The organism is Pseudonocardia yuanmonensis, assembly GCF_039542425.1.
Classification (GTDB): Bacteria; Actinomycetota; Actinomycetes; order Mycobacteriales; family Pseudonocardiaceae; genus Pseudonocardia; species Pseudonocardia yuanmonensis.
This window is the reverse complement of sequence record NZ_BAABIC010000009.1, coordinates 135,329-159,891: the sequence shown is the minus strand read 5'-3', so window position 1 is coordinate 159,891 and position 24,563 is coordinate 135,329. Positions and strand designations below refer to the sequence as shown.

The 24,563-nt window shown below is 75.2% G+C and carries 22 protein-coding genes; 14 read left to right on the top strand and 8 right to left on the bottom strand.

Annotation, left to right across the window (positions count from 1 at the left end):
* Nucleotides 1-41: 41 nt before the first annotated feature.
* From ABD990_RS15365 to ABD990_RS15355, 3 genes are all read right to left on the bottom strand, one after another.
* A complete protein-coding gene (locus ABD990_RS15365; RefSeq protein ID WP_345381175.1) occupies nt 42-983 on the bottom strand; it encodes an NAD(P)/FAD-dependent oxidoreductase in 942 nt (313 codons plus the stop codon).
* Between the two features lie 73 nt (nt 984-1,056).
* Entirely contained in the window at nt 1,057-2,004 is a 948-nt protein-coding gene (locus tag ABD990_RS15360) for an o-succinylbenzoate synthase (protein WP_345381174.1), read from the bottom strand.
* Nucleotides 2,005-2,015: 11 nt separating this feature from the next.
* The gene (locus ABD990_RS15355; RefSeq protein WP_345381172.1) at nt 2,016-3,473 is read right to left on the bottom strand and encodes a flavin-containing monooxygenase; all 1,458 of its coding nucleotides are present in this window, start codon (nt 3,471-3,473) and stop codon (nt 2,016-2,018) included.
* A 74-nt stretch (nt 3,474-3,547) separates the two neighbouring features.
* Between ABD990_RS15355 and ABD990_RS15350 the strand changes: the two genes are divergently transcribed.
* Both ABD990_RS15350 and ABD990_RS15345 read left to right on the top strand, forming a co-directional pair.
* The gene (locus ABD990_RS15350; protein ID WP_345381171.1) at nt 3,548-4,189 is read left to right on the top strand and encodes a TetR/AcrR family transcriptional regulator; all 642 of its coding nucleotides are present in this window, start codon (nt 3,548-3,550) and stop codon (nt 4,187-4,189) included.
* 51 nt (nt 4,190-4,240) lie between these two features.
* Nucleotides 4,241-4,984, top strand: coding sequence for a siderophore-interacting protein (locus tag ABD990_RS15345; RefSeq protein ID WP_345381170.1), 744 nt, complete (start codon nt 4,241-4,243; stop codon nt 4,982-4,984).
* Here ABD990_RS15345 and ABD990_RS15340 read toward each other — a convergent pair.
* On the bottom strand, nt 4,981-6,519 hold the full coding sequence (locus ABD990_RS15340; protein WP_345381169.1) for an acetyl-CoA acetyltransferase: 1,539 nt from the start codon (nt 6,517-6,519) through the stop codon (nt 4,981-4,983). The two genes, ABD990_RS15345 and ABD990_RS15340, sit on opposite strands and share 4 nt — an antisense overlap.
* Nucleotides 6,520-6,717: 198 nt before the next feature.
* Between ABD990_RS15340 and ABD990_RS15335 the strand changes: the two genes are divergently transcribed.
* The 9 genes from ABD990_RS15335 (at nt 6,718) to ABD990_RS15290 (ending at nt 18,560) form a co-directional block, all read left to right on the top strand.
* Complete coding sequence (locus ABD990_RS15335; RefSeq protein WP_345381168.1) at nt 6,718-7,455, top strand: response regulator transcription factor; 738 nt, start codon at nt 6,718-6,720, stop codon at nt 7,453-7,455.
* Between the two features lie 10 nt (nt 7,456-7,465).
* Nucleotides 7,466-8,962, top strand: a complete 1,497-nt coding sequence (locus ABD990_RS15330) for a sensor histidine kinase (protein ID WP_345381167.1) — start codon at nt 7,466-7,468, stop codon at nt 8,960-8,962.
* A 275-nt stretch (nt 8,963-9,237) separates the two neighbouring features.
* Nucleotides 9,238-9,480: a hypothetical protein gene (locus ABD990_RS15325; protein ID WP_345381166.1), complete on the top strand. Its 243-nt coding sequence runs from the start codon at nt 9,238-9,240 to the stop codon at nt 9,478-9,480.
* Between the two features lie 112 nt (nt 9,481-9,592).
* Entirely contained in the window at nt 9,593-10,297 is a 705-nt protein-coding gene (locus ABD990_RS34415) for a mannosyltransferase YkcB-related protein (RefSeq protein WP_425569605.1), read from the top strand.
* A gap of 192 nt (nt 10,298-10,489) precedes the next feature.
* Nucleotides 10,490-11,785 (top strand): bifunctional glycosyltransferase family 2/GtrA family protein, encoded by a 1,296-nt coding sequence (locus ABD990_RS15310; RefSeq protein WP_345381165.1) that lies wholly within the window; start codon nt 10,490-10,492, stop codon nt 11,783-11,785.
* Nucleotides 11,786-11,906: 121 nt separating this feature from the next.
* Nucleotides 11,907-13,892 (top strand): glycosyltransferase family 39 protein, encoded by a 1,986-nt coding sequence (locus ABD990_RS15305; RefSeq protein WP_425569604.1) that lies wholly within the window; start codon nt 11,907-11,909, stop codon nt 13,890-13,892.
* Nucleotides 13,893-13,984: 92 nt separating this feature from the next.
* Nucleotides 13,985-15,616: an AMP-binding protein gene (locus ABD990_RS15300; RefSeq protein ID WP_345381164.1), complete on the top strand. Its 1,632-nt coding sequence runs from the start codon at nt 13,985-13,987 to the stop codon at nt 15,614-15,616.
* Between the two features lie 56 nt (nt 15,617-15,672).
* Nucleotides 15,673-16,587, top strand: a complete 915-nt coding sequence (locus ABD990_RS15295) for a ferredoxin family protein (protein WP_345381163.1) — start codon at nt 15,673-15,675, stop codon at nt 16,585-16,587.
* 854 nt (nt 16,588-17,441) lie between these two features.
* A complete protein-coding gene (locus tag ABD990_RS15290) occupies nt 17,442-18,560 on the top strand; it encodes an acyl-CoA dehydrogenase family protein (RefSeq protein WP_345381162.1) in 1,119 nt (372 codons plus the stop codon).
* On the opposite strand, the gene ABD990_RS15285 is transcribed toward ABD990_RS15290, so the two are convergent.
* Nucleotides 18,551-19,372, bottom strand: a complete 822-nt coding sequence (locus tag ABD990_RS15285; protein ID WP_345381161.1) for an HAD family hydrolase — start codon at nt 19,370-19,372, stop codon at nt 18,551-18,553. The two genes, ABD990_RS15290 and ABD990_RS15285, sit on opposite strands and share 10 nt — an antisense overlap.
* A gap of 99 nt (nt 19,373-19,471) precedes the next feature.
* Here ABD990_RS15285 and ABD990_RS15280 point away from each other — a divergent pair, with 99 nt between their 5' ends.
* Nucleotides 19,472-19,981, top strand: a complete 510-nt coding sequence (locus ABD990_RS15280; RefSeq protein ID WP_345381160.1) for a PH domain-containing protein — start codon at nt 19,472-19,474, stop codon at nt 19,979-19,981.
* Complete coding sequence (locus ABD990_RS15275) at nt 19,978-21,549, top strand: PH domain-containing protein (protein ID WP_345381159.1); 1,572 nt, start codon at nt 19,978-19,980, stop codon at nt 21,547-21,549. The genes ABD990_RS15280 and ABD990_RS15275 overlap by 4 nt, the downstream gene beginning before the upstream one ends.
* On the opposite strand, the gene ABD990_RS15270 is transcribed toward ABD990_RS15275, so the two are convergent.
* From ABD990_RS15270 to ABD990_RS15260, 3 genes are read right to left on the bottom strand one after another with little or no spacing between them, the layout of a single operon-like run.
* The gene (locus tag ABD990_RS15270) at nt 21,546-21,785 is read right to left on the bottom strand and encodes a helix-turn-helix domain-containing protein (protein ID WP_345381158.1); all 240 of its coding nucleotides are present in this window, start codon (nt 21,783-21,785) and stop codon (nt 21,546-21,548) included. The genes ABD990_RS15275 and ABD990_RS15270 overlap by 4 nt on opposite strands.
* On the bottom strand, nt 21,785-22,264 hold the full coding sequence (locus tag ABD990_RS15265) for a DUF2975 domain-containing protein (RefSeq protein ID WP_345381157.1): 480 nt from the start codon (nt 22,262-22,264) through the stop codon (nt 21,785-21,787). The genes ABD990_RS15270 and ABD990_RS15265 overlap by 1 nt, the downstream gene beginning before the upstream one ends.
* Nucleotides 22,265-22,303: 39 nt before the next feature.
* Nucleotides 22,304-23,848, bottom strand: coding sequence for a helicase HerA-like domain-containing protein (locus tag ABD990_RS15260; RefSeq protein WP_345381156.1), 1,545 nt, complete (start codon nt 23,846-23,848; stop codon nt 22,304-22,306).
* A gap of 60 nt (nt 23,849-23,908) precedes the next feature.
* On the opposite strand from ABD990_RS15260, the gene orn reads away from it, so the two are divergent.
* Nucleotides 23,909-24,535, top strand: a complete 627-nt coding sequence (orn, locus tag ABD990_RS15255; RefSeq protein ID WP_345381155.1) for an oligoribonuclease — start codon at nt 23,909-23,911, stop codon at nt 24,533-24,535.
* Nucleotides 24,536-24,563 lie beyond the last annotated feature (28 nt).

The window sequence follows — 24,563 nt, the reverse complement described above, 5'->3', positions numbered from 1 at the left end:
GTCGTGCCGCGCCGCGATCGCCAACCAGCGCGGCGGCTCCCCTACCGCTGCAGGCGCTTCACGATCTCCCGGCCGAGCAGGGTGCCGGAGCGCCAGGCAGTCTCGATACGGGAGCTGCCCCAGCCGTCGCCGGCGAGCCCGATGCCGTCCTCGCCGAGGTGGAAGGGCTCGGCGCGGTCGAGCTCCGGGGCGGCGAACCGCCAGCGGTGCGCGTCCGTCCACACCGGCTGCTCGGACAGCCCGAGCAGCGCGCGCACCGCCTCGACCACCATCGGGATCGCGCCGACCGGGTCAGCGTCGTGGGCCCGTGCGACCTCGGAGGTGGTGTGCGCCACCAGGACCGGGACGCCGTCGCCGCGCCGGGCGCCGTCGTCGGCGACGAGGGTGAGCACCGGGTGGTCGTTGACGAAGGCGGCCGAGAGCTCCGGCCACTCGCGCGTGGGGAAGCCGGCCGCGACCGTGAGCACCGGCCGCCAGGGCCGGTTCGAGGTGAGGGCGACGGCGCCGAGGCCCGGGGCGAGCACGCGCAGCGCCTGCGGGTCCGGCATGGCCAGGACGACCACGTCGGCGGGTTCGCCGTCGACCCGCGGCCCCTCCTCGACCCGCTTGACCTCGTGGTCCAGCTCGACGTCGAGGTCCTCGGCGAGGGCGGCCACCAGGCTGCGCAGGCCCCGCGGCGCCGCCCAGCGCATCGGGCCCGCCGACCGCGAGCGGTCCCCGTGCGCGAGCACGGCCATCTCGGCCGTCCACGGCCGCGCGAGCCCGGCGCTGCGCCACTCGGCGACGACCTCGGCGAACTCCGGGTCCCGCACGGTGAAGTACGCCGCGCCCATGTCGACCGGGCGTCCGTCGTGCGGGGAGCTGGCCATGCGGCCGCCGACGGTGTGCGCGCGGTCGAGGACCTTCACCGGCAGCCCGGCGCGCGCCACCTCGCGGGCGCACGCCACCCCCGAGAGTCCGGCCCCGACCACGACGACGCTCATGACGCGGTCAGCGTAGAGCGCGGCCGACCGGCCGTCGCCTCGGCTGCGCGGACACGTCCGGGTACGACCCTCCTCACAAGAGCGCGAGCCGCTCGGCGCGGGCCCGCCACCACGCCTCCCGCTCCGGATCGGCCGCGACCTCGCCGCGGCGCACGGGCTCGGGGGCGGTGCGCAGCACCGGCAGCACCCCGTTCCGCGGGATCAGCCGGTCCTCCTCCGCCACGACGTCCGTGGTGAACAGCCGGCCGGTGCCGAGCCCACAGGCGAACTCCAGCTCGGGCAGCGCCGCGGCGAGCGCGATCTCGGCGGCGAGCCCGACGCTCGACTCCAGCGCCGACGACACCACGCACGGCAGCCCGCACGCCTCAGCCACCCGCAGCGCGCGGCGCACCCCGCCGAGCGGCAGGCACTTGAGCACCGCGACGTCCGCAGCCCCGGCCACGGCCACCCGCAGCGGGTCCTCGGCGCGGCGGATCGACTCGTCGGCGGCGATCCGGACGTCGACGCGCCGGCGCACCGCCGCCAGCTCCTCGACGGTCGGGCACGGCTGCTCGACGTACTGCAGCCCGCCCACGGCCGCATCGAGCGCACGGATCTCGCGGACGGCGGTGTCGACGTCCCAGCGCGCGTTGGCGTCGACGCGGACGTGCCCGGCGGGCCCCAGCGCGTCCCGCACCGCGGCGACCCGCTCGAGGTCCTCGCGGGCCGAGTCCGGGTGGTCGGCCACCTTGACCTTGGCCGTGTCGCACCCCGACGCACGCACCATCTCCGCCGCCCGCTCCGGCCCGACGGCCGGGACGATGCAGTTGACCGGCACGGTGTCGCGCACCGGCTCCGGCCAGCCCTCCTCCGCCGCCTCGCGGGCGGCGGCGAACCACGCCGCGGCCTCGGCGTCCGCGTACTCGGGGAAGGCGCAGAACTCGCCCCAGCCGGCCGCCCCGGACAGGAGCATCCCCTCCCGCACCGTGATCCCGCGGAACCGGGTGGTCATCGGGATCGCGTAGACCGCGGCGGGCTCCATGCGGGCGGACGCTACGCGACGAGCTCGTGGTGCCCCGGGTCGAGCTTCCGGGTGCGGCGGCGGAAGTCGAAGGTGTATCCGGGCCACAGGGTGCGGTTGCGGCCGTGCTCGTCGAGGTACCAGCTCGCGCAGCCGCCCCTCGCCCACACGGCCTTCCCCAGCCTCCGCCGGATCTCGGCGTTGAACTCGGCCTGGGACTCGCTGCGGGTGTCGATGGCGACGGCGCGGTGGCGGTCCACGGTCCGCATGGCGTCGAGCACGTAGTTCAGCTGCGACTCGACCATGAACACCATCGAGCTGTGCCCCAGCCCGGTGTTGGGCCCGACGATCGTGAACAGGTTCGGGAAGCCCGCCACCATGGTGCCGAGCAGGGCCTCGGGGCCCTCGGCCCAGGCGTCGGCCAGCTTGACCCCGTCCCGCCCGGTGACGTTCATCCGGGCCAGGCCGTCGGCGACCTTGAAGCCCGTGCCGAAGATGATGGTGTCGACCTCGTGCTCGGTCTCGCGGCCTGCGGCGTCGACGGTCACCACGCCGGTCTCGGTGACGCGGGCGATCCGGTCCGTCTCCACGGCGACGTTCTCCCGGCGCAGGGCCGGGTAGTAGTCGTTGCTCATCAGGATCCGCTTGCAGCCCATCGTGAAGGTCGGCGTGACCTTCTTCCGCAGCTCGGGGTCGCCGGCGAAGACCCTGTGCAGGTAGGCGAGGCCGAGCCGCTGCACCACCTTCATGACCGCCGGGTGCAGGAAGCCGAGCACCAGCGCCTCGTGCCGCCAGTACAGCGAGAGCCGCTGGAGCCGCTGCAGCAGCGGGAACCGGCGGAAGGCGCGGCGGGTGCGCTCCGGAATGGGGCGGTCCGGCTTGGGCAGCACCCACGGCGCGGTGCGCTGGAAGAGCGTGAGGTGCCCGACCTGCGAGGCGATCTCCGGCACGAACTGGATCGCGCTCGCGCCGGTGCCGATCACCGCGACGCGCCTGCCGGTGAGGTCGTGCCCGTGGTCCCACTGCGCGGAGTGGAAGGCGGTGCCGCGGAAGCGGTCCAGGCCCTCGATCTCCGGGACCGCGGGGTCGTGCAGGGCGCCGGTGCCGAAGAGCACGTACCGGGCGCGCAGGGTCCCGCCGTCGTCGGTGCGCACGTCCCAGGCGCTGCCGTCCCACTCCGCGCCGGTGACGTGCACGCCGAACCGGATGCGGTCGCGCAGGCGGTACCGGTCCGCGGTGGCCTCGAGGTACGCGCGGATCTCGGGCTGCCGGGCGAAGGTGCGGGTCCACTCGGGGTTCGGGAAGAACGAGAAGGAGTACAGGTGCGACTCCACGTCGCAGGCGCAGCCCGGGTAGACGTTGTCCCGCCAGGTGCCGCCGACGGTCTCGCCCTTCTCCAGGATCAGGAAGTCCCGGCGACCCGCCTCGTCCAGCTTCACGGCGGCGCCCAGGCCGGCGAAACCGCTGCCGACGATCAGCGTGTCCAGCATCTCCGCTCCCCTCCGGTGGGTGTTACCGCCGGTAACTTACCATGGGTAACTTAGCGGCGGGTAGGGTCTGCGGCATGGAGAGGAGCGCGGCGTCCACGCCTGCCTCGTCCTCCTCCGCACCGTCCCCCCGCAGGCGGGTCGCCCGGGCCGAGCGGGAGCGGCAGATCCTCGACGCCGCGGTCGCGGTCTTCGCCGAGCGCGGCTATGCCAACGCGTCGATGGACGCGGTGGCCGAGCGGGTCGGCGTCACGAAACCGGTGCTGTACACGCACTTCGGGTCGAAGGAGGGCCTGCTGCTGGCGTGCGTCTCGCGGGCCCGCACCGAGCTGCTCGAGGTGACCTCCGAGGCCGCGTTCGCCGCGGAGGGCCCCGAGGACATGCTGCGCCGCGGCACGCTGGCGTTCTTCCGGTTCCTCGACGAGCGCGCCCCGGCCTTCACGCTGCTGTACTCCGAGGCGAGTATCGCGGCGGAGGCGGTCGAGGCCATCCGCGCGCAGCAGACGGACTTCATCGCCGGGCTGCTCGGGGTCGCCGCGCCGGCGGCCGACCCACTGCGGCTGCAGGGCTGGGCGCAGGTGATCGTCGGGGCCTGCGAACGGCTCGCGGTCTGGCGCAAGCGGGATCCGCGGGTCACCGCCGAGCAGGCCACCGAGTACCTGATGGACCTGGCGTGGAGCGGGCTGGCGGGCCGGACCGACCGCAGTAGGGATCCGTAACGCGTCGGCGGCGGGCGGGCGCCCGTGCGCGTTGTGGTTCCATGGTGCGCCGTGACCACGACCGCCCCTCGGCTGCTGCAGGTCAGCCGCAGCACCCGGGTGACCCCGAAGATGATCCGCGTGACCCTGACCGGCGAGGAGCTGGCGGGGTTCCCGGGCGAGGGGCCGGACCGGCGGATCAAGATGTTCTTCCCGGTCGAGGGGCAGGAACGACCGGCCGTGCCGCGGGCGAGCACCGGCGGCCCGGTCTGGCCGGCGGGTGAGCCGCGGCCCACGATCCGGACCTACACCGTGCGCCGGTTCGACCCGGCCGCCGCGGAGCTCGACGTCGACTTCGTGCTGCACGACGGGTACGGCCCGGCCGCGGCGTGGGCGCAGGCCGCCGAGCCGGGCGCCTGGGTCGGGGTGTCGGAGCCGGGCGGGCGCTGGGTCCCGGACCCGGCGTCGGACTTCCACGTGGTGATCGGCGACGAGTCCGCGCTGCCCGCGGTCGCCACCGTGCTGGAGGCCCTCCCCGCCGACGTGCCCGCGCTGGCGGTCCTCGAGATCGCCGACGCCGGCGAGGAGCAGGAGCTGCCGGGCCGCGCCGCGGTCACCTGGGTGCACCGCGGCGCCGCGCCCGCCGGGGAGCCGCTGGTCGCGGCGGTGAAGGCCGCGGCCTTCCCCGCGGGCGAGGGGCAGGCCTGGCTCGCCGGGGAGTCCGCGGCGGTCAAGGAGATCCGCGCGCACCTGCTCGGCGACCGGAAGCTGAACCGCCGCGCCGTCTACGCCACCGGGTACTGGCGAGCCCGCTAGGCGGGGTCCACCTGGATCCGGTCCCCCACCGCCCGCACCCGCACCTCGCGCCCGACGACGGCCGGGCCCGCCGGGTGCACCGGCCCCTCGGGGAACACCGTGAGCGCCCGGGCGCTGGCCGCGTCGCCCTCGGCGGTGCAGCCCGCGAGGCGGCGGCCGTCGGCGGTCCGGGCGACCAGGAACCCCTGCGCGGGGTGGCCGTCCCGGTCGTACTCGACGGTCGCGGCCTCGACCCGCACCGGCTCCTCCGGCACCTCCGCGAGGCGGCACGGCGACGGGCCGGCCTCGGCCGTGTCGTGCGGCTCCGGATCGCCGATGTACCCGTCGACGTGCGGCCCCCGCCCGAGGACGACGGCGTGTTGGCGGGTCAGGTACCCGCCGTTGGCGTGCACGAGCGCGGTGCGCGCCCCGGCCCGGACGCGCTCGGCGCAGGCGGCCAGGGAGTGCAGCGTGTAGGTCGAGAGCGGGCCGCCGAAGGACGAGTGCCCGCCGGTCGCGCCGGCGAGCGCGGTCGGCGGCAGCCCGAGGTAGCGGCTCGCGAGCCGGGGCACCACGGGGAAGCACGAGTAGACGTCGACGACGTCGACCGCGTCGGCGGTGAGCCCGGCCGAGGCGAGCGCGCGGTCCAGCACCGAGCACAGCGCCGGCGACCCGGTCAGCGCGGGCCGGGCGAGGACGTCCGCCGCGTCCTCGGCCCCGGCGCCACCCCAGACGTGCACGAGCCGCTCCTCCGGCACGCCGTGCTCCAGGGCGACCCCGCGCGAGGTGAGCAACAGCGCCGCGGCCTGGTCGACCAGCGGCATCGCGTTGACCGCGAGCGGGTAGGGCTCGCAGATCATCCGGTTGTCCGGCCCGACGCGCAGGATGTCGGCCGGGTCCCTGGCCGTCGGGTTCCACGCGACCGGGTTCTTCGCGGCGACCTCGCTCAACGCGGCGAACACCGCCGCGCCGGAGGCCATCGTCTCCGCCGGCGTCTCGCCGACCGAGTGCCCGAAGGCGGTGTCGACCATCGGGTAGACCCGGGTCGGCAGCACCAGGCCGGCGGCCTGCATCGCCGGGCTGCCCAGGTCGTCCGCCCCGATCGGGGCGAGCCCGCCGGGATCGGTGGTCCAGCCGAGGTCCGTGTCCGGGTCGACGCCGGCGCGCTGCAGTACGCCGAGCGACGCCGAGGCCTCGCCCCCGGCGACCAGCTCGACCCGGGACTCCCCCGCCGCGATCCGCGCGGCCGCCGCGTCGACGAGCAGGGCCGGCCACTGCCCGCCGACGGGGGCCGAGAAGGTGTGCGCCGGGTCCGCCGCGATCCGTTCGGCGAGCCGGGCGGGCAGGTCCGCGTACGCCCAGCTGGCGACGTGCGGGACCGTGATGGCGTCGACCTCGCGGAGCAGGCGGGTGCCGGGGCCGCACGCGTCGGCGGCGGCCGCGTGCACGGCGTCGGCGATCAGCCGCAGGGGCTCGCGGGCCCCGGCCACGGTCCGGTCCCGGTTCGCCAGGACCTGCCCGACGCCGACCAGGACCGGCGATCTCTCCGCGTGCACCGGCGAAAACTAGTACAGGGCGGCTCGGCCGGTCGGGCCGGGACCGCCCCGTGATCGAACCGTGCCCGGGTCAGCCGGTCGTCGCCGCGGCGCCCGGGGTCGGCGCGAGGTCGGCGCAGGCCTGCATCGCCGGCCGCACAGGGAACGCACAGGGAGCGCCCACCGGCGCCACAGCCGCGGGAGCGAGGCTCTCCTACCATGACCGAGGTGACCGAACAGTCCGCACCACTCCGCCGCGCGGACGGCAGCCCCGTCCGTGTCCTCGTGGTCGACGACGAGGCCACCCTTTCCGACCTGCTCTCCATGGCACTGCGCTACGAGGGCTGGGAGGTGCGCAGCGCGGGCGACGGGCTCACCGCGGTCCGGACCGCGCGGGACTTCAAGCCCGACGCCGTCGTCCTCGACATCATGCTGCCGGACCTGGACGGCCTCGAGGTGCTGCGCCGGCTGCGTGCGGACAACCCCGAGGTGCCCGTCCTGTTCCTCACCGCGAAGGACGCCGTCGAGGACCGGGTCGCCGGCCTGACCGCGGGCGGCGACGACTACGTCACGAAGCCGTTCAGCCTGGAGGAACTGGTCGCGCGGCTGCGCGGGCTGCTGCGCCGGGCCGGGATGACGGCGGCGCGGCAGGGCTCCGAGCTCGTCGTCGGCGACCTGGTGCTCGACGAGGACAGCCACGAGGTGCGCCGCGGCGACACCGACGTCGAGCTCACCGCCACCGAGTTCGAGCTGCTGCGCTTCCTCATGCGCAATCCCAGGCGGGTGCTCTCCAAGGCGCAGATCCTCGACCGCGTGTGGCACTACGACTTCGGCGGCCAGTCCAACGTGGTGGAGCTGTACGTCTCCTACCTGCGCAAGAAGATCGATGCCGGACGCGCGCCGATGATCCACACCGTGCGCGGGGCCGGGTACGTGCTCAAGCCCGCCGCGGGGTGAGGATGGGCGCATGGCCGCACGGGTGACCGACCGCGTCGTGGCGCGGAGCCGGACGCTGCGCGCCCGGCTCGTCGTCACCGTGCTGCTGCTGATCGCCCTGGCCTGCGCGGTGATCGGGGTCGCGACGGCGATCGCGCTGCGCAGCTTCCTCTACCACCGGCTCGACGAGGACGTGCTCGGCGCCGCCGGTCGCTTCCAGTTCTCCCGGTCCGAGCCCGCGCCGCCGAACCTCCCGCGGGGCGACTCCTTCCTCGGACCCGCGCAGAAGCCCGGGACCCTGGGCGCGGTCGTCCGCGACGGCGTCGTCCAGGGGGCGGCGGTCACCGACCGGCGGGGCTCGTCCAGCCCCGTGCCGGCGGCGGACGTCACGCTGCTCGCGTCGTCGCTGCGGCCCGGCGACCACCCGCGCACGGTGTCGCTCTCGATCGGCGAGTACCGCGCCGTCGCCGTGCCCGCGCCGGACGGCGCCGTCCTCGTGCTGGGCCAGCCGGCGCAGGAGGTCGCGGACATCGTCGACGGGCTGGTCGTGATCGAGCTGATCGTGATCGGCGCGGCGCTCGGCGGCGCGGCGGTCGCGGCCACGGTGCTGGTCCGGCGCGAGCTGCGGCCGCTGGAGGAGGTCGCGGGCATCGCCGCCAAGGTGTCCGCGATGCCGCTGGACCGCGGCGAGGTCGAGCTGGCCACGCGGGTGCCCGAACCCGACGAGCGGACCGAGGTCGGGCAGGTCGGCGCCGCGCTCAACCGCATGCTGGACAACGTCGAGGGCGCCCTCGGGGCCCGCCAGGACAGCGAGACCCGGCTGCGCCGGTTCGTCGCCGACGCCAGCCACGAGCTGCGCACCCCGCTCGCCGCGATCCGCGGCTACGCCGAGCTGACCCGCCGGGACGGCGCGGCGCTGCCCGAGGGCACCGCCCACGCGCTGACCCGCATCTCGTCGCAGGCCGAGCGGATGTCCACGCTGGTCGAGGACCTGCTGCTGCTCGCCCGCCTCGACGCCGGCCGCCCGCTGGAGCGCGCCCCCGTCGACCTCACCCGGCTGGTGCTCGACGCCGTCTCGGACGCCCACGCCGCCGGCCCCGACCACCGCTGGCAGCTGGACCTGCCCGAGGAGCCGGTCACGGTGCCCGGCGACGTTTCGCGGCTGACCCAGGTCCTCACCAACCTGCTGGCCAACGCCCGCACCCACACCCCGGCGGGCACGCTGGTCACCGTCGGCCTCCGGGTGCGCGACGACGTCGCCGTGCTCAGCGTGGTCGACACCGGCCCGGGCATCCCGGCGGACCTGCAGCCGCACGTGTTCGAGCGGTTCGCCCGCGGCTCCACCGGCCGCGCCCGGGCGGTCAACGACACCGCCAGCACCGGGCTGGGCCTGGCGATCGTCGACGCGGTCGTCGTCGCCCACGGCGGCCGGGTCGGGCTGGAGAGCGCGCCGGGCCGCACGGAGTTCCGGGTCACCCTCCCGCTCGCCCCCGTCCCCGTTCCGGCCGTGGCGCCGGCACGGGTCTGAGGGTTCGCGCGAAGATCGTTCCGAGGGACACACTGCTGCGGCGCGCACAGCCTGGCGTGACGCTCGCGGGGCCGGATGACCGAAGATCGTTCCGAGTGGCACGTGACTGCGGCCGACACCGCGCCCCCGTGACGTTCGCCGTGATCATGAGGGAGGGGGCCGGCTCCGCGCCCGCGGCACCGACCGGCCCGTGATCACGTCGAGGGCGCGCTCACAGGCGGCGCACAGCCGCGGCCACCGAGGCGGTACAGCGGGCCCGACCAGCCTCGGGCAGCGTGACGAGCACCCTGACCGCGCGCCCCGCCGATCCCCCGTGGCCGAGCAGCCGCCACCACGACGCCGGCGGATCCTGGAACGCGCGTCCGTGCTGGTCCCCCCTGGTCGGCACTGGGTTCCTCTACCTGTGGAACCTCTCGGCCGACGGCTGGGCCAACGCCTTCTACTCGGCCGCCGCACAGGCCGGCGGCGCCAGCTGGGAGGCCTGGTTCTTCGGCCCAGCACCCACCAGCCCGCGCTGACCATCATCGCGAGGCCCGCGAGCAGCAGGTCCCGGGTCGAGCGGCACCGGCTGGGGCACGGCGCCCGGGTCGAGCGGCACCGGCGGCACGGGCTTTGGGGGGGTTCGGCGGTATGCGCGGCACAGGCGGCGGCTTCGGCTCCCTCCTCGGCACCACCACCCCGCCCGCGGCGGTGACCACGCTGCTGCAGGAGGACGCGTCGAGCTACACGTGGGTCGCCGCGGCCGCCGGCTCCAACGCCGCCGCGGGGTACCAGCTCGCGGCCGGCGCGCCGGTGATGGCGGTCGGCGGCTTCAACGGCACCGACCCGGCCCCCACGCTCGCCCGATTCCAGCAGTTCGTGGCCGAGGGGAGGGTCCACTGGTTCGTCGGCGGCGCCGGCGACGCCTGGTTCCACACCGGCGACGCCCTGCGGCAGGAGCCCTCCGGCGAGTACTTCTACGTCGACCGGGTCAAGGACTCGATCCGCCGGCGCGGCGAGAACATCTCCTCCTACGAGGTCGAGGTGGAGGTCCAGGCGTACCCGGGCGTCGACGAGGCCGCCGCGATCGCGGTGCCGAGCGAGCTGGGCGAGGACGACGTCATGGTCGTCGTGGTCCCGCGCGCGGGCGCCGAGATCGACCCGGCCGAGCTGCTGGCCTTCCTCGTCGACCGGATGCCGCACTACATGGTGCCGCGGTACGTCCGGGTGGTGGACGCCCTGCCCCGGACGCCCACGATGAAGGTGCAGAAGGCACGCCTGCGGGCCGAGGGCCCGGCCGCCGCCTGGGACCGCGAGGCGGCCGGTATCCGGGTGCGGCGCGAGGCCGTCCGGTAGCGCACACAGCTCGCGCACAGGTCCGGCACACGATCACGACAGCCGGCGGCGCGATCGTCGGGGCCCATGAGGCCTGCTCCCCGCCCCGACCGCGACCGCGTGACGGGCGCGACACCGGATCGGGCACCCTCCACAGCGGAGCCACAGGTCGACCACAATTCCGCGACAGGCCCGGCCCCGATCGTCGTCGACATGAGCCCCGTAGTCGCCGACACCAGGACCGACCACGCGCCCGGGAACGCCGTACGCGGCGGCCGGCGCGACCGAACCGTGCTGGACATCGTCGTCCCCGTCCACAACGAGGAGCGCGACGTCGAGCCGTCGGTCCGGCGGCTGCGCGAGCACCTCCTGCGCAGCTTCCCGTACTCCTTCCGGATCACCGTCGCCGACAACGCCAGCGTCGACGCGACCCCGATGATCGCGGCCCGCCTGGCGGCCGAGCTCCCCGAGGTCCGGCTCGTCCGGCTCGAGCAGAAGGGCCGCGGCCGGGCCCTGCACACCGTGTGGTCGGCGTCGGACGCGGACGTCCTCGCCTACTGCGACGTCGACCTGTCCACCGACCTCGACGCCGTCCTCCCGCTCGTCGCCCCGCTGATCTCGGGGCACTCCGACCTCGCCATCGGCACCCGGCTCGGCCGCGGCTCCCGGGTGGTGCGCGGGGCCAAGCGCGAGTTCATCTCGCGCTGCTACAACCTGATCCTCCGCAGCACCCTGCAGGCCGGGTTCTCCGACGCGCAGTGCGGGTTCAAGGCCATCCGCGGCGACGTCGCGCAGCGACTGCTCCCGCTCGTCCAGGACACCGGGTGGTTCTTCGACACCGAGCTGCTGGTGCTGGCCGAGCGCGCCGGCCTGCGGATCCACGAGGTACCGGTCGACTGGGTGGACGACCCGAACTCCACGGTGGACATCGTCGCCACGGCCACGGCCGACCTCAAGGGCGTCTGGCGGGTCGGCCGCGCGCTGGCCACCGGCGCCCTCCCGATCGCCGAGCTGCGGGCCCAGCTGGGTCGCGCACCCCTGCAGGCGTCCGTCGAGGGCGTGCCGCGCGGGCTGCCGACCCAGCTGGTGCGGTTCGCGGCGATCGGCGTGGCGAGCACGCTCGTGAACCTCGTGCTGTTCCTGCTGTTCCGGACGGTCATGAGCCCGATCTGGGGGAACGTCACGGCGCTGCTGCTCACCACGATCGCCAACACCGCCGCGAACCGGCGGCTGACCTTCGGCGTCCGCGGGCGGCAGGACGCCGCCAAGCACCAGTTCCAGGGTCTGGTCGTGTTCGGCCTCGGGCTCGGCCTGACGACGGGTGCGCTCGCCCTGCTCGGCGCGCTGGTGCCGGGCGCCCACCAGAGCCTCGAGGTGGTGACGATCGTCGTCGCCAACCTCGTCGCGACGGTCCTGCGCTTCGTCCTCTTCCGGGCCTGGGTGTTCCGCAGCCGCACCCGCACCGCGGCCGCCGCGCCGGCCGAGGTGCCCTCCGAGATCGCCGCCTGACCCAGCCGCACGAGACACAGCCGCACGAGACAGCCGCACGAGACACAGCCGCACGAGACAGCCGCACGAGACACAGCCGCACGAGACAGCCGCACGAGACACAGCCGCACGAGAGGCAGCCGTGACCACCACGCTCCACACCGACACCGGAGCCGCCCGTCCCTCCGCGGGCGGCTCCGGCCCCCGGCACACCGCCGCTGCTCCCCGGCGGCGGTGGCACCGCCCGGCCTACGCGCTCCTGCTCGTCGGCACCGCGGTGCTGTACCTGCAGAACATCGCGATCTCGGGCTGGGGGAACTCCTTCTACGCCGCGGCCGTGCAGGCCGGGACCCAGAACTGGACCGCGTTCTTCTTCGGCTCGCTGGACCCCGGCAACGCGATCACGGTGGACAAGCCGCCGGCGTCGCTGTGGATCATGGCGCTGTCCGGGCGGCTGTTCGGGTTCAGCTCATGGAGCATGCTGGCGCCGCAGGCGCTGATGGCGGTCGCGTCCGTCGCGCTGCTGTACGCGGCGGTGAGGCGGGTCGCCGGACCCGGAGCCGGGCTGCTCGCCGGGCTGGTCCTGGCGCTCACGCCCGTCGCGGTGATGATGTTCCGCTTCAACAACCCCGACGCGTTCCTCGTCCTGCTGCTGGTCCTCGCCGGGTACGGCACGATCCGGGCGCTGGAGAAGGCCTCGTGGCGGTGGCTGCTGGTCACCGGCCTGGTGCTCGGGTTCGCCTTCCTGGCGAAGATGCTGCAGGCCTTCCTCGTCGTGCCCGGCTTCGCGGTCGCCTACCTGTGGGCGGCCCCGACGACGGTCGGCAGGCGGATCCGGGACGTCGTGGTGGCCGGGGTCGGAATCGTGGTCGGCGCCGGCTGGTGGCTGCTCGCGGTGGCGCTGTGGCCGGTGGACGCCCGGCCGTACATCGGCGGGTCCACGGACAACACCCCGCTCGAGCTGGCCTTCGGCTACAACGGCCTCGGCCGGATCTTCGGCGGCGAGGGCAACGGCGGGGGCGGCGGCCGCGGGTTCGAGGCGGGCGGGGCCGGGTTCCCCGGGGGCGCCGAGGCGGCAGGCGGCGTCCCCGGGGCACCCGCCGGGGACGTGCCGGGCGGGATGCCCGGCGGCGGGATCTTCGGCGGCGAGACGGGGATCGACCGGCTCTTCGGCACCTCCTTCGGCACGCAGATCTCCTGGCTGCTCCCCGCGGCGCTGATCCTGCTGGTCGCGGCCCTGTGGTTCACCCGGCGGGCGCCGCGGACGGACCGGATGCGCGCGTCGCTGCTGGTGTGGGGCGGCTGGACCGTCGTCACCGGGCTGGTGTTCAGCTTCATGAGCGGGACCATCCACCCGTACTACTCGGTGGCGCTGGCGCCGGGCATCGCGGCGCTGGTGGCGCTGGGCGGGCGCGAGGCCTGGCGGGCCCGCGACACCTGGACCGGCCGGGCGGTGCTGGCCGCGACCTCGGCGGTCACCGCGGCGTGGGCCTTCGTCATGCTGGGCTGGTCGCCGACCTTCCTGCCGTGGCTGCGGTGGGTGATTCTCGTCGTCGGGCTCGTCGCGGCCGTGGCCTTCCTGGTCCCGGCCGGGCGTCGGCGGTGGATCACGGCGGTCGCGGGCGCGGCCGTCCTGGCCGGCATCGCGGCGCCGACCGCGTCCGCGGCGGTCACCGCGGGTACGGCACACACCGGCTCCATCCCGAGCGCGGGTCCCGCGGTGGCGGGCGCCGAGAGCGGCGTCGGCGGGATGCGCGGCGGGTTCGGCCGCGGCCCCGGTGCGGAGTCGGTCGACGCCGAGCTCGTCACGCTGCTGCAGACGGCCGGCACCCGCTGGGCCGCGGCGACCACCGGCTCCCAGGGCGCCGCGTCGATGGAGCTGGCCTCGGGCGCGTCGGTGATGGCCATGGGGGGCTTCGTCGGCTCCGACCCCTACCCCACGCTGCAGCAGTTCCGGCAGTACGTCGCGAACGGCGAGATCCACTACTTCGTCACCGGCGGCACGGGCGGCGGTCCCGGCGGCCGCGGCGGGGTGACGTCGGAGATCGCCACCTGGGTCGAGCAGCACTACACCGCCACGACCGTCGGCGGCCGCACGGTCTACGACCTCACCGCCCCGACCAGCTGATCCGCCTCTCCGCCGCCTGCGCGGTGAGTGGTGCTCCGGCACCACTCACCGCGCCCGGGCAGCGGAGCTGCGGACACGGTTGAATGGCGGCCGTGAGCGACCGCCGGACCTCCACCGCCCTCTCCTCCTCCCTCGGCCCGGCCGCCGCCGGCCTCCGCCACGCGGCCACCACCGCCCTCGGTACGGGCCGGGCGCTCGTCGCGCTGGCCCGCTCCGGCGTCGTCCGGCCGATGCGACCGGACCGGCTCGCCGGGACCCTGGTGGGCCTGGTCCGCTACCGGTTCACCCTCGCCGGCGGGTACGCCGTCGGCGCCGCCCGGCACCCCGACCGGCCCGCGATCGTCGACGAGTCCGGCACGCTCACCTACGCCGAGGTCCACGCCCGCACGGACGGCCTCGCCCGGGCGCTCAAGGACCGCGGCGCCGTCGAACGGACCCGCGTCGGTGTGCTGTGCCGCAACCATCGCGGCGCGATCGAGGCGATGGTGGCGTGCGCGAAGCTGGGCGCGGACGTCGTGCTGCTCAACACCGGCCTGCCGGCCGGGCAGCTCGCGGAGATCGCCGAGGAGCTGCGGCTGCGGATCGTCGTGGTCGACGACGAGTTCCGGGATCGGCTCCCCGGCGGCCTCACGGTCATCGGCGAGGACGAGCTCGACGCCCTCACCGCGACCCCCGGCCCGCCGCCCGGCCGCCCGTCGGAGGAGGGCCGGGTGATCGTGCTGACCTCCGGCACCACCGGTACGCCGAAGGGCGCGCAGCGCCCGCCGATCTCGAACCTCGCCCCGGCGGCGTCGATCCTCTCGGCGATCCCGCTGCGGGCGGGCGAGCCCGTCCTGCTCGCCGCGCCGCTCTTCCACACCTGGGGCAACGCCGGGCTGCTGCTCGCCCTGCTGCACGGCGACACGGTCGTGCTGCGCCGGCGGTTCGACCCCGAGGACCTCCTCGACACCGTCGCGGCCGAGAAGATCCAGGTCGTCATCGCCGTGCCGGTGATGGTGCAGCGGGTGTTCGAGACGGAGCAGCCGTGGCGGGACGGGCACCGGCCGCGGATCGTCGCGGTGTCCGGCTCGGCGCTGCCCACCGGGCTCGCCCAGGACTTCATGGACCGCTACGGCGACTGCCTCTACAACCTCTACGGCTCCACCGAGGTCTCGTGGGTCAGTATCGCCTCGCCCCGGGACCTGCGGGAAGCGCCGGGCACCGCGGGCCGCGCGCCGGTCGGCACGATCCTGCGCATCCTCGACGACGCGGGCCGCTCGGTCCCGCCGGACACGGACAGCCGGGTCTTCGTCGGCAACGACCTGCCCTTCGAGGGCTACACCCGCGAGGGCCAGGACATCGAGCGGCACGACGGGCTGATCGGCACCGGCGACGTCGGGCACCTCGATCATGCCGGCCGGCTCTTCCTCACCGGCCGGGCGGACGACATGATCGTCTCGGGCGGGGAGAACGTCCATCCCGGACCGGTGGAGGACCTCATCGCGGCCGCGGACGGGGTGCGGGAGGTCGCCGTCGTCGGGGTGCCGGACGAGAAGTTCGGCCAGCGGCTCGCCGCCTACGTCGTGCTGCGCGACGGGGCGACCCTCGACGAGGACGGCGTGCGCGATCTGGTGAAGCAGAAGGCCGCGCGGTTCGCCGTTCCCCGTGACGTGGTGTTCCTGGACGAGCTTCCGCGCAACCAGACCGGCAAGGTGGTCACCAGAGAGTTACCGGGCGTGGACTGAACGCGTCGGCCGAGGTCACCCGTGCGATTTAGGGTGACCTAAGGTAGGGTCCCGGAATGGCCGGGAAGACCGACACGCGCTGCTCCACACTCGCGCGTGCGCTCGCCGAGCCGCTCCCCGGGACCGCCCCCGTGGGCGACCGGCTGGTGTGCGTCGAGCACCTCGGCGCGTGGCCGCGGACCGTCGACCGGCACCCCGATCCCGCCGTCGCCGGGCTCGCCGAGCGGGCCCGCGCGGCCGGCCGGAAGCTGCTGCTGATCCGGCGCCCCGGTCGTCGCCCGCCGCCGGACTCGCCGCGCACCGTGCTGCTCGCCGACACCGGCCCCGGCGCCGTCCGCGTCGGACGGCTGGTGGTCGACGGGCCGTCGGAGCTCGCCTCGGTCCCCCTGGACGACGCGCGCGCGGGCGATCCCGTCACGCGCCCGCTGGTGCTGGTGTGCACGCACGGTACCCGCGACCTGTGCTGCGCCGTCGACGGGCTGGCGCTGGCCCGCGGGTTGGCCGAGACCGAGGCCGACGGGGTGTGGGAGTGTTCGCACCTCGGCGGGCACCGATTCGCCCCGACCGCGCTGGTCCTGCCGTCCGGCTACCTCTACGGCCGCCTCGACCTCGCCTCCGCGATCGCGGCGCGCAAGGCCGCCGGGCAGGGCGAGGTGGAGCACGCGCACTGCCGCGGCCGCGCCGCCTGGAAGCCCGCCGGGCAGGTCGCGGAGCTGGCGGTGCGCGCGCGGACCGGCCTGCGGGACGTCGACGCCCTCCTCGTCACCCGGATCGACGGGCCCGAGGTGGGTCCGGACGGTGCGGAGGTGGGCGGCTCGGCGGTGGTCGTCACCGGCCCCGGCGGCGCGGCGTGGGAGGTGCGGGTCGAGCCCACCCCGGGCCCCGCCCGCCCCACCTCCTGCGGCGGCGCGTTGGAACGCATGGCCCCACTGGTCGCCACCGAGGTCCGGGAGCTGGCCCGAGCGCGGTGAGGTGAGCGGGGCGACCGCATCCCGAGCGGTCCTGGTCGTGGCGGGTCTGCGAGGCCCGCTCGCGCTCGGCGTGGTGGGTCTGCGGGCAGCCCGGGCTCGCGCTCGGCGTGGCGCCCCGGTGCTCTGCTCCTCGTCGAGTTCCCGCGGGAGGGAGCGTGGGCCACCGCGCCGAGCAGGTCGGGCAACGCCCGGCCCCGCCGCCGGAACCGCACGCCGCCGGCACACCTGAAGCGACACGACACACCCGCCCTGCAACCGCGGTACACCTCGATGCGGCGCCGCACACCCGGTCGACAGCCTGTGCCGCGACCGAACGGGTGTGTCGGGGCGAGGGGTGCCGGTGAGCTCGAGTCATGATCACGATGCGGGCGGCGGCCTCACTTCTCCGGGGCTGCACCCACCGAAGCGGTACCGACGGCTGTCGGGATCCACGATCGGGCAGCAGAACCCTCGCTCCCGGAACGCCCCGCTTCCCGGACGTGGATCTCGTGGATCTCGACATGGATCCGGCTCTCCCCCGTGGCCGACGACCGCGACACGAGTCCGACCTGAGACGGAGCTGCACACCCCGAGGGGCGCCGCACACGCCGTCGACGGGCTGTGCAGGCGATCTCGCGGGTGTCCACCGAGCCGCAGCGGGTGTGCCGGTGATCCCGTGGGTGTGGCAACCGGGACGCAGCGGGTGTGCGAGCAGTCGGTGTGCCACTGGGCCGCAGCGGTGTGCCGATGATCCGGTCGGTGTTCCACCGAGCCGGACCGGTGTGCCGACGATCCAGTGGGTGTGGCACCGGGCCGCAGCGGGTGTGCGAGCTGTCGGTGTGCCACGCCCTCCCCCACCACCTACCGTTCCGGGCGTGATCGCTCCCGCCCCCGAGCCGGCCGAGGATCCCGTCGAGCGGGCCCGCCGGATCGCCGTCGAGCTGCTCGAACCGCACGCCGCGGCGGCGGACGACCCGGCGCGCGGGGTGCGCCGGGAGCACACCCGGGCGCTGGCGGAGGCCGGTCTGCTGAGCGTGCGGATTCCCGAGGGCGAGGGCGGGCTCGGGGCCGGCGCGGTCACGGACGTCGAGGTCACCGAGGTCCTCGCCGGAGCGTGCGCGGCGACGTGGTTCGTGGTCAACCAGCACCGCACGCCGCAGATGCTCGCCCGCGGCGGCGTGGCCGGACTCGATCCGGCGCACTTCACGCCCGGTGCCGCCGGTCCGGAGCACCGCGCGGCACTGTCCACGGCGGACCAGCAGGCGGGGCTCGCGATCGCCCACCTGCGCCGCCCCGGCCCGCCCGCCGTCCGCGCGGAACCCGACGGCGCGGGCTGGCGCCTGCACGGACGCGCCGACTGGTGCACGGGCTGGGGGCTGATCGACCACGTGATGATCGCCGCCGCCGCACCCGGCGACCGGTACCTGTTCACGCTGGTCCCGGCCCGCGAGACCGCCGGCCTGCGGGCGGGTTCCCCACTGCCGCTGGCCGTGATGGGCGGGACCCGGACCGTCGCGCTGGAGATCGACGGGCTCGCCGTCGGCCCGGACGCCGTGCTCGGGCTCGCCGACGGCGCCTCCTATCGCGAGCTGGACGCCGCCCGCACCGCCAACCCCACCGCCGCGACGACCGGCCTGCTCCGCCGGGTCCTGCGCGCACTGGCCGAGCTCGACCGGCCCGGGGCCGCGGAGCTCGCCGCCACGCTGTCCCGGCGGGCGGAGGAGCTGCGCACCGAGGCGCTCGCACTGCTCACCGAGGTCCCGCTCCGCGAGCGGATCCCGGAACGGCTGGCCCTGCGCGGCGAGCTGGGCGCACTGGCCGTCCGCGCCGCGAACGCCCTGGTCGCGGCCCGCTCGGGCGCGGCCATGCTGCGCACCAGCCCGGAGCAGCGGTGGGCGCGGGAGGCGAGCTTCCACCTCGTCCAGGCGCAGACGCCCCCGGTGCGCGAGGCCCAGCTCGCCGCCCTGGGCCGCCTGCCGGACCGTCAGAGGTAGCGCTCGAGCACGGCGGCGAGGCCGTCCTCCTCCACCGAGCCGGTGACCTCGTCCGCGTCCGCCTTCACCTCGGGCGGCGCCTGCCCCATGGCCACACCGAGTCCGGCCCACCGGAGCATGGCGCGGTCGTTGTCGCCGTCGCCGACCGCGAGGACGTCCGTCCGCGGCACCCCGAGCACGCGTGCGACCTCGGCCAGCGCCGACGCCTTGGACACCCCCTCCGGCACCATCGACACCCACGGCAGCTCGTGGTCCAGGGTCACCTCGGCGCCGGGGACCTCGACACCGGCCATCCGTTCGGCGACGTCGTCCGGCGTGCCGTGCGGCCAGTACGCGACGACCTTCGGCGTCGGCTCGCCGAGCAGCTCGGCCTCGTCGACGAGCCGGACCCGGCCCGCGAGGATGCCGTCCGGGAAGGGCGCGCCGATCCGCTGCCCGACGCCGACCTCCTCGCACCCGAAGACGGCCCCGGGCAGCGCCTCGCGCACCGCCTCGACGACCGGGCCGGGCTCGAACCGGATCGCGTACCGCACCTGCCGCGTCCCGGTGTCGAGCACGACCGCACCGTTCGAGCAGACGGTCGTGTGCTCGACGTCGGTGTACCGGTCGTCCGTCCGCCCACCCAGCCCGAGCTGGTCCAGCACGTGCCCGACGCCCACCACGGTCCGCCCGGTGCACAGCGTGACGACGGCGTGGCGGCCGATCTCCCGGACCGCCGCCAGGACCCGCGGGCTGGGCGGCCGGCGCTCGTGGACGGTGGTGCCGTCGATGTCGAGGGCGATCAGTCGCGGCTGCCATCCCGGGGGTCGCACCCGCCCGACACTACGGGGCGCGCCCGTCACCCGAGGCGCGACGGCGGGCCGCCGGAGGGTCCCGCGACAGGCCGCGGGAGGTTTCGGCAGCATGAACCCATGCAGACCGGGTCCACCGTGCCGACCGCGCTCCCGCTCCGCCCGCCCGCCCACCGGGTGGACCCGCGCGCGCGGAGCTGGTGGCGGCTGCGCGGGCTCGGCGGTGCCGCGACCGTCGCACTCCCCCAGCTCGTGGTGGCGCTCGTGCTCGGCGGACCGGGCTGGCTGTGGGGCACGCTCGTGGCGACGGTCGCGGCGGGGCTGGTCTACGCCGCCGTCGTCCCCGGGATCCTGTTCCGCATCCACCGCTGGGAGGTCACCGAGGAGGCGGTCTACACGCTCTCCGGCTGGCTGGTCCGCGAGTGGCGGATCGCGCCGATCTCGCGCGTGCAGACGGTGGACACCGAGCACGGGCCGCTGCAACAGCTGCTCGGGCTGGCCAGCGTGACCGTGACGACGGCGTCGGCGCGCGGCCCCGTCACCATCCGCGGCCTGGCCACGGCGCACGCCCAGGAGCTCGCCCGCCAGCTCACGGAGACCACCCAGGCGACGCCCGGCGACGCGACATGACGGTCTCGGCGGACCCGGCCGTCGAGGTCCCGTGGCGCCGGCTGGATCCGCGCATGGTCGTGGTCGAGCCGGTCCGGACGCTGGTCAAGCTCCTGCCGGTGCTGATCGTCGTGCTGATCACCGGCAGCAACAACGACCCGGTCCGGCCGTGGGTCACGCTCGGGATCGGCGTGCTGGTCGTGGCCGCGGGGGTGGTCCGCTGGCGCACGACCCGCTACCGCATCACCGCCGAGCGGGTGGAGCTGCACAGCGGCTGGCTGCGCCGGCAGCGCCGGTCCGTGCCGCGGGACCGGATCCGGACCGTCGACCTCACGGCCTCGCCACTGCACCGCGCCTTCCGGCTCAGCGTGGTGGCGGTGCGGGCGGCCGACTCGGGCGGGGAGCACCGGCACGGCGGCCTCACGCTCGACGCCGTCAGCACGGCGGAGGCGGAGACGCTGCGGCGCGAGCTGCTCGACCGCCGGGCGCCACAGCCGGGGGAGGCACCGATCGCCGGGTCGGACGCCGCCCGGGCGACGGAACCCACGACCGGGTCCGGCACCGGGCCCGTCGCCGAGTCCCCCGCGGAGGAGCTGGCCCGGCTGCACTGGTCCTGGCTGCGCTTCGCGCCCCTGACCTTCTCCTCGCTCGCCGGTGTCGGCGCGATCGCCGCGGCCGCGTTCAACGTGCTCAACGAGCTGGGCGTCAGCCCCACCGAGGTCGACGGCGTCGACGCCGCGGCCGAGCGGCTCGCCGCGGCCCCGCTGTGGCTCGCCGTCGGGCTGGTGGGGCTGGCGCTGCTGGTGGTCGCCGTCGTCGGGTCGGTGCTGCTGTTCACCGAGCGCTGGTGGGGCTACCGGCTGACCCGCGAGGCCGACGGCACCCTGCGTGTCCGGCGCGGACTGCTGACCACCCGCTCGCTGTCGGTCGCGGAGGAGCGGCTGCGCGGGGTGGGGGTGCACGAGCCACTGCTGCTGCGCGCCGGCGGAGGTGCCCAGACGCGCGCGCTGTCCACCGGCCTGGGGCGCGAGGCGCAGGGCGGGGTGCTGCAGCCGCCCGCGCCGCGGGCCGAGGCGCACCGGGTGGCGGGAGCGGCCCTGCGACGGCTCCATCCCGGGACCGAGGCGGACCCGACGCGGACCCCGCTGCGCCCCCACCCCCCGGCCGCCCGGCGGCGCCGGTACACCCGTGCCCTCGTCCCGGTACTCGTGCTGGTCGCGGCGGCCGCGCTCGTCGGACGGGTCTGGCCGGGGCTGGCGTGGATCTGGCCCGGCACGCTCGTGCTCGTGCCGCTCGCGGCGCTGCTGGCCGCGGATCGGTACCGGGCGCTCGGGCACGCCCTCACGCCGCGGTACCTGGTCAGCCGGCTCGGCGGGCTCTCCCGCCGGACCGTCGCGCTGCAGCGGTCGGGGGTGATCGGCTGGACGATCCGGCAGAGCCCCTTCCAGCGCCGCGCCGGGCTGGTCACGCTGCAGGCCGTGACGGCCGCGGGCGAGGGCGGCTACCGCGTCCTCGACCTCGGCGCCGCGGACGCCGTCGCCCTGGTCGACGCGACCACGCCCGGACTGCTCCCCCCGACGCGGGACTAGCGCGTCTCCGCCGTCTCCTCGGCCGTGTCCTCCGCGGGGACCCACTCGAGCAGGTCCCCGGGCTGGCAGCCGAGCACCTTGCACATGGCGTCCAGCGTGCTGAACCGCACGGCCTTGGCCCGCCCGTTCTTGAGGACCGCCACGTTCGCCGGGGTGAGCCCGACCTTCTCGGCGAACTCGCCGACGCTCATCTTGCGCCGGGCCAGCTCGACGTCGATACGCACGACGATCGGCATCAGATGACCGCCTCCAGATCGGTCCGCAGGGTGGTGGCCTGCCGCAACAGCGCCCGCATCACCACCATGAGCAGCCCCAGCACGGCGAGGCCGACGACCAGCAGGAACAGCAGCAGCGGCATGCCCGGGTCGTCGGCGTTGAACCCGACGTAGAGGAACACGCCCACCAGCACCACCCAGGCGGCGGCGACGGCCCACACGATCGCGTCCACCCACACGAGGGAGTCCGGCGTGAAGATGCGGTCCCTCCTGACCCGGGTGAGCAGCTTCCAGGTGGCCACGATCACCACCTGGACGCACAGCACCCAGAACACCGACACGGCGGTCAGCGGCCACCGGAGGTAGGCCAGCTCCGGGTTCTCCCGCGCCATGTGGGCGAACTGCCCGGGCAGCGAGAAGGTCTGGAACAGGACCAGCACCCCGAACAGCACCACGAGGAACACCCGGAGCGGGAACACCGCTCGATGCTCAGCAATCATGCATCGAGTATCGAGTGCTACCTATCGAATGTCAATCGATCACCTGCGGCGCGTCCCGAACAACCCACGCGTGATCTCCCGGCCGAGCTGGGTGGCCATGGACCGCATGAAGGACTTCGCGGCCGGCGAGTTGAGGATCTGCGCCACCATGCCCGGCTCCTCCCGCTCCTCCCGGCGCGGCTCGGGGGCGGGTGCGGCGTCGGGTGCGGCCTCGGGCGGCGGGGCGGCCTCGGCGATCCGCGCCGTCAGCTTCTCGTAGGCCGACTCCCGGTCGACGGTCTGGCCGTACTTCTCGAAGAGCGGTGACGCCTTCGCCGCCTCCGTCACGGCCGACCCGCCGATCGCGGCCATCAACGACCGCGGCGCCCGCATGCGCGCCCAGGCCACCGGCGTGGGCGCGCCCCGCTCGGACAGCACAGTGACGACGGCCTCGCCCGTGCCGAGCGTGGTCAGCGCCTCCTCCAGGTCGTAGACCTTCGACACCGGGTAGGTCTTGACGGTCTTCGCCAGCGCCTTCTGGTCCTCGGGGGTGAAGGCCCGCAGCGCGTGCTGGATCCGCGCGCCGAGCTGCGACAGCACGGCGTTGGGCACGTCCGTGGGCAGCTGCGTGCAGAAGAACACGCCGACGCCCTTCGACCGGATCAGCTTCACGGTCTGCTCGATCCGCTCGAGGAAGGCCTTCGACGCGTCCGAGAACAGCAGGTGCGCCTCGTCGAAGAAGAACACCAGCTTGGGTTTGTCGAGGTCGCCCGCCTCGGGCAGCTCCTCGAACAGCTCGGCCAGCAGCCACATCAGGAAGGTGGAGAAGAGCTTCGGGTTCGCGGCCTGCTCGGCGAGCTCGACCAGCGTGACGACGCCCTTCCCGTCGACCTGGCGCAACAGGTCGGCCGGCTCGAACTCGGGCTCGCCGAAGAAGTCCTCGCCGCCCTGGGCCTCGAGGTTCACCAGCGCCCGCAGGATCACGCCCGCCGTGGCGGGCGAGACGCCGCCGATCCCCTTCAGGTCGGCCTTGCCCTCGTCGCTGGTGAGGTGCTGGATGACCGCGCGCAGGTCCTTGGTGTCGAGCAGCGGCAGGTTGCGCTGGTCGGCCCAGTGGAAGATCAGCCCGAGCGTCGATTCCTGCGTGTCGTTGAGGTCGAGGACCTTGGACAGCAGGATGGGGCCGAACTGGGTGAGCGTGGCGCGGATCGGGATCGCCGAGGAGCTGCCGCCCAGGGACAGGAACTCGACGGGGAAGCCGGTGCCCACCCAGTCGTCCCCGGTGTCCTTCGCCCGGGCCTGGATCTTCGGCCCGTCCTCCCCCGGCCGGGCGAGCCCGGAGAGGTCGCCCTTGACGTCCGCCAGGAGCACGGGGACCCCGGCGGCGGAGAGCTGCTCGGCGATCCCCTGCAGGGTCTTGGTCTTGCCGGTGCCGGTGGCCCCCGCGACCAACCCGTGCCGGTTCAGCGTGGCGAACGGGATCCGGACGCGCGCCGACGGGTCCACCTGCCCGTCGACGACGACGGTGCCCAGCTCGAGGGCGGCGCCCTCGGTGGCGTACCCCGCGGCGATCTCCCGGGCGGCGCTCTGCGTGTTCTCCCCCACGTCGGCGGAGCCTAGACCAGCGGTGCGACAACCGGCGGGCCAGCGCATACGCTGCGGGTCATGAACGACCGGTTGGTGTGGATCGACTGCGAGATGACCGGTCTCGACCTGCGGCGCGACGCGCTCATCGAGATCGCCGTGCTGGTCACGGACGGGGACCTGAACGTGCTCGGCGAGGGTGTCGACGTCGTCATCCACGCCGACGACGCCGCCCTGGCGGGGATGCCCGAGGTCGTCCGGGAGATGCACGCGCGGTCCGGGCTGACCGAGGAGGTCCGGGCGTCGAAGACCACCCTGCGGGAGGCGGAGGAGGCGGTGCTCGCCTACATCCGCGCGCACGTGCCCGAGCCCGGCACCGCCCCGCTGGCCGGCAACTCCATCGCCACCGACCGGGGCTACCTGGCCCGGGACATGCCGGAGCTCGACGCCCACCTGCACTACCGGATGATCGACGTCAGCTCGGTCAAGGAGCTGGCCCGCCGCTGGTTCCCGCGGGTGTTCTACGCCAAGCCGGAGAAGGGCCTCGCGCACCGCGCCCTTGCGGACATCAAGGAGTCGATCCGCGAGCTCGAGTACTACCGGCGGACGCTGTTCGTGCAGCCCCCGGGCCCGACGTCGGACGAGGCCAGGGCCGCGGCGGCCGCGCTGGCACCCCCCGCGGTGAACCGGCTCGACACGACCTTGTAGAGTTCACGTCAGAACGCCGGGGCGGCCC

Coding starts and splice junctions, on each gene's coding strand:
- ABD990_RS15365 (WP_345381175.1), bottom strand. CDS start 983: ATGAGCGTCGTCGTGGTCGGGGCCGGACTCTCGGGGGTGGCGTGCGCC.
- ABD990_RS15360 (WP_345381174.1), bottom strand. CDS start 2,004: ATGGAGCCCGCCGCGGTCTACGCGATCCCGATGACCACCCGGTTCCGC.
- ABD990_RS15355 (WP_345381172.1), bottom strand. CDS start 3,473: ATGCTGGACACGCTGATCGTCGGCAGCGGTTTCGCCGGCCTGGGCGCC.
- ABD990_RS15350 (WP_345381171.1), top strand. CDS start 3,548: ATGGAGAGGAGCGCGGCGTCCACGCCTGCCTCGTCCTCCTCCGCACCG.
- ABD990_RS15335 (WP_345381168.1), top strand. CDS start 6,718: ATGACCGAGGTGACCGAACAGTCCGCACCACTCCGCCGCGCGGACGGC.
- ABD990_RS15330 (WP_345381167.1), top strand. CDS start 7,466: ATGGCCGCACGGGTGACCGACCGCGTCGTGGCGCGGAGCCGGACGCTG.
- ABD990_RS34415 (WP_425569605.1), top strand. CDS start 9,593: ATGCGCGGCACAGGCGGCGGCTTCGGCTCCCTCCTCGGCACCACCACC.
- ABD990_RS15310 (WP_345381165.1), top strand. CDS start 10,490: ATGAGCCCCGTAGTCGCCGACACCAGGACCGACCACGCGCCCGGGAAC.
- ABD990_RS15295 (WP_345381163.1), top strand. CDS start 15,673: ATGGCCGGGAAGACCGACACGCGCTGCTCCACACTCGCGCGTGCGCTC.
- ABD990_RS15280 (WP_345381160.1), top strand. CDS start 19,472: ATGCAGACCGGGTCCACCGTGCCGACCGCGCTCCCGCTCCGCCCGCCC.
- ABD990_RS15275 (WP_345381159.1), top strand. CDS start 19,978: ATGACGGTCTCGGCGGACCCGGCCGTCGAGGTCCCGTGGCGCCGGCTG.
- ABD990_RS15270 (WP_345381158.1), bottom strand. CDS start 21,785: ATGCCGATCGTCGTGCGTATCGACGTCGAGCTGGCCCGGCGCAAGATG.
- ABD990_RS15265 (WP_345381157.1), bottom strand. CDS start 22,264: ATGATTGCTGAGCATCGAGCGGTGTTCCCGCTCCGGGTGTTCCTCGTG.
- orn (WP_345381155.1), top strand. CDS start 23,909: ATGAACGACCGGTTGGTGTGGATCGACTGCGAGATGACCGGTCTCGAC.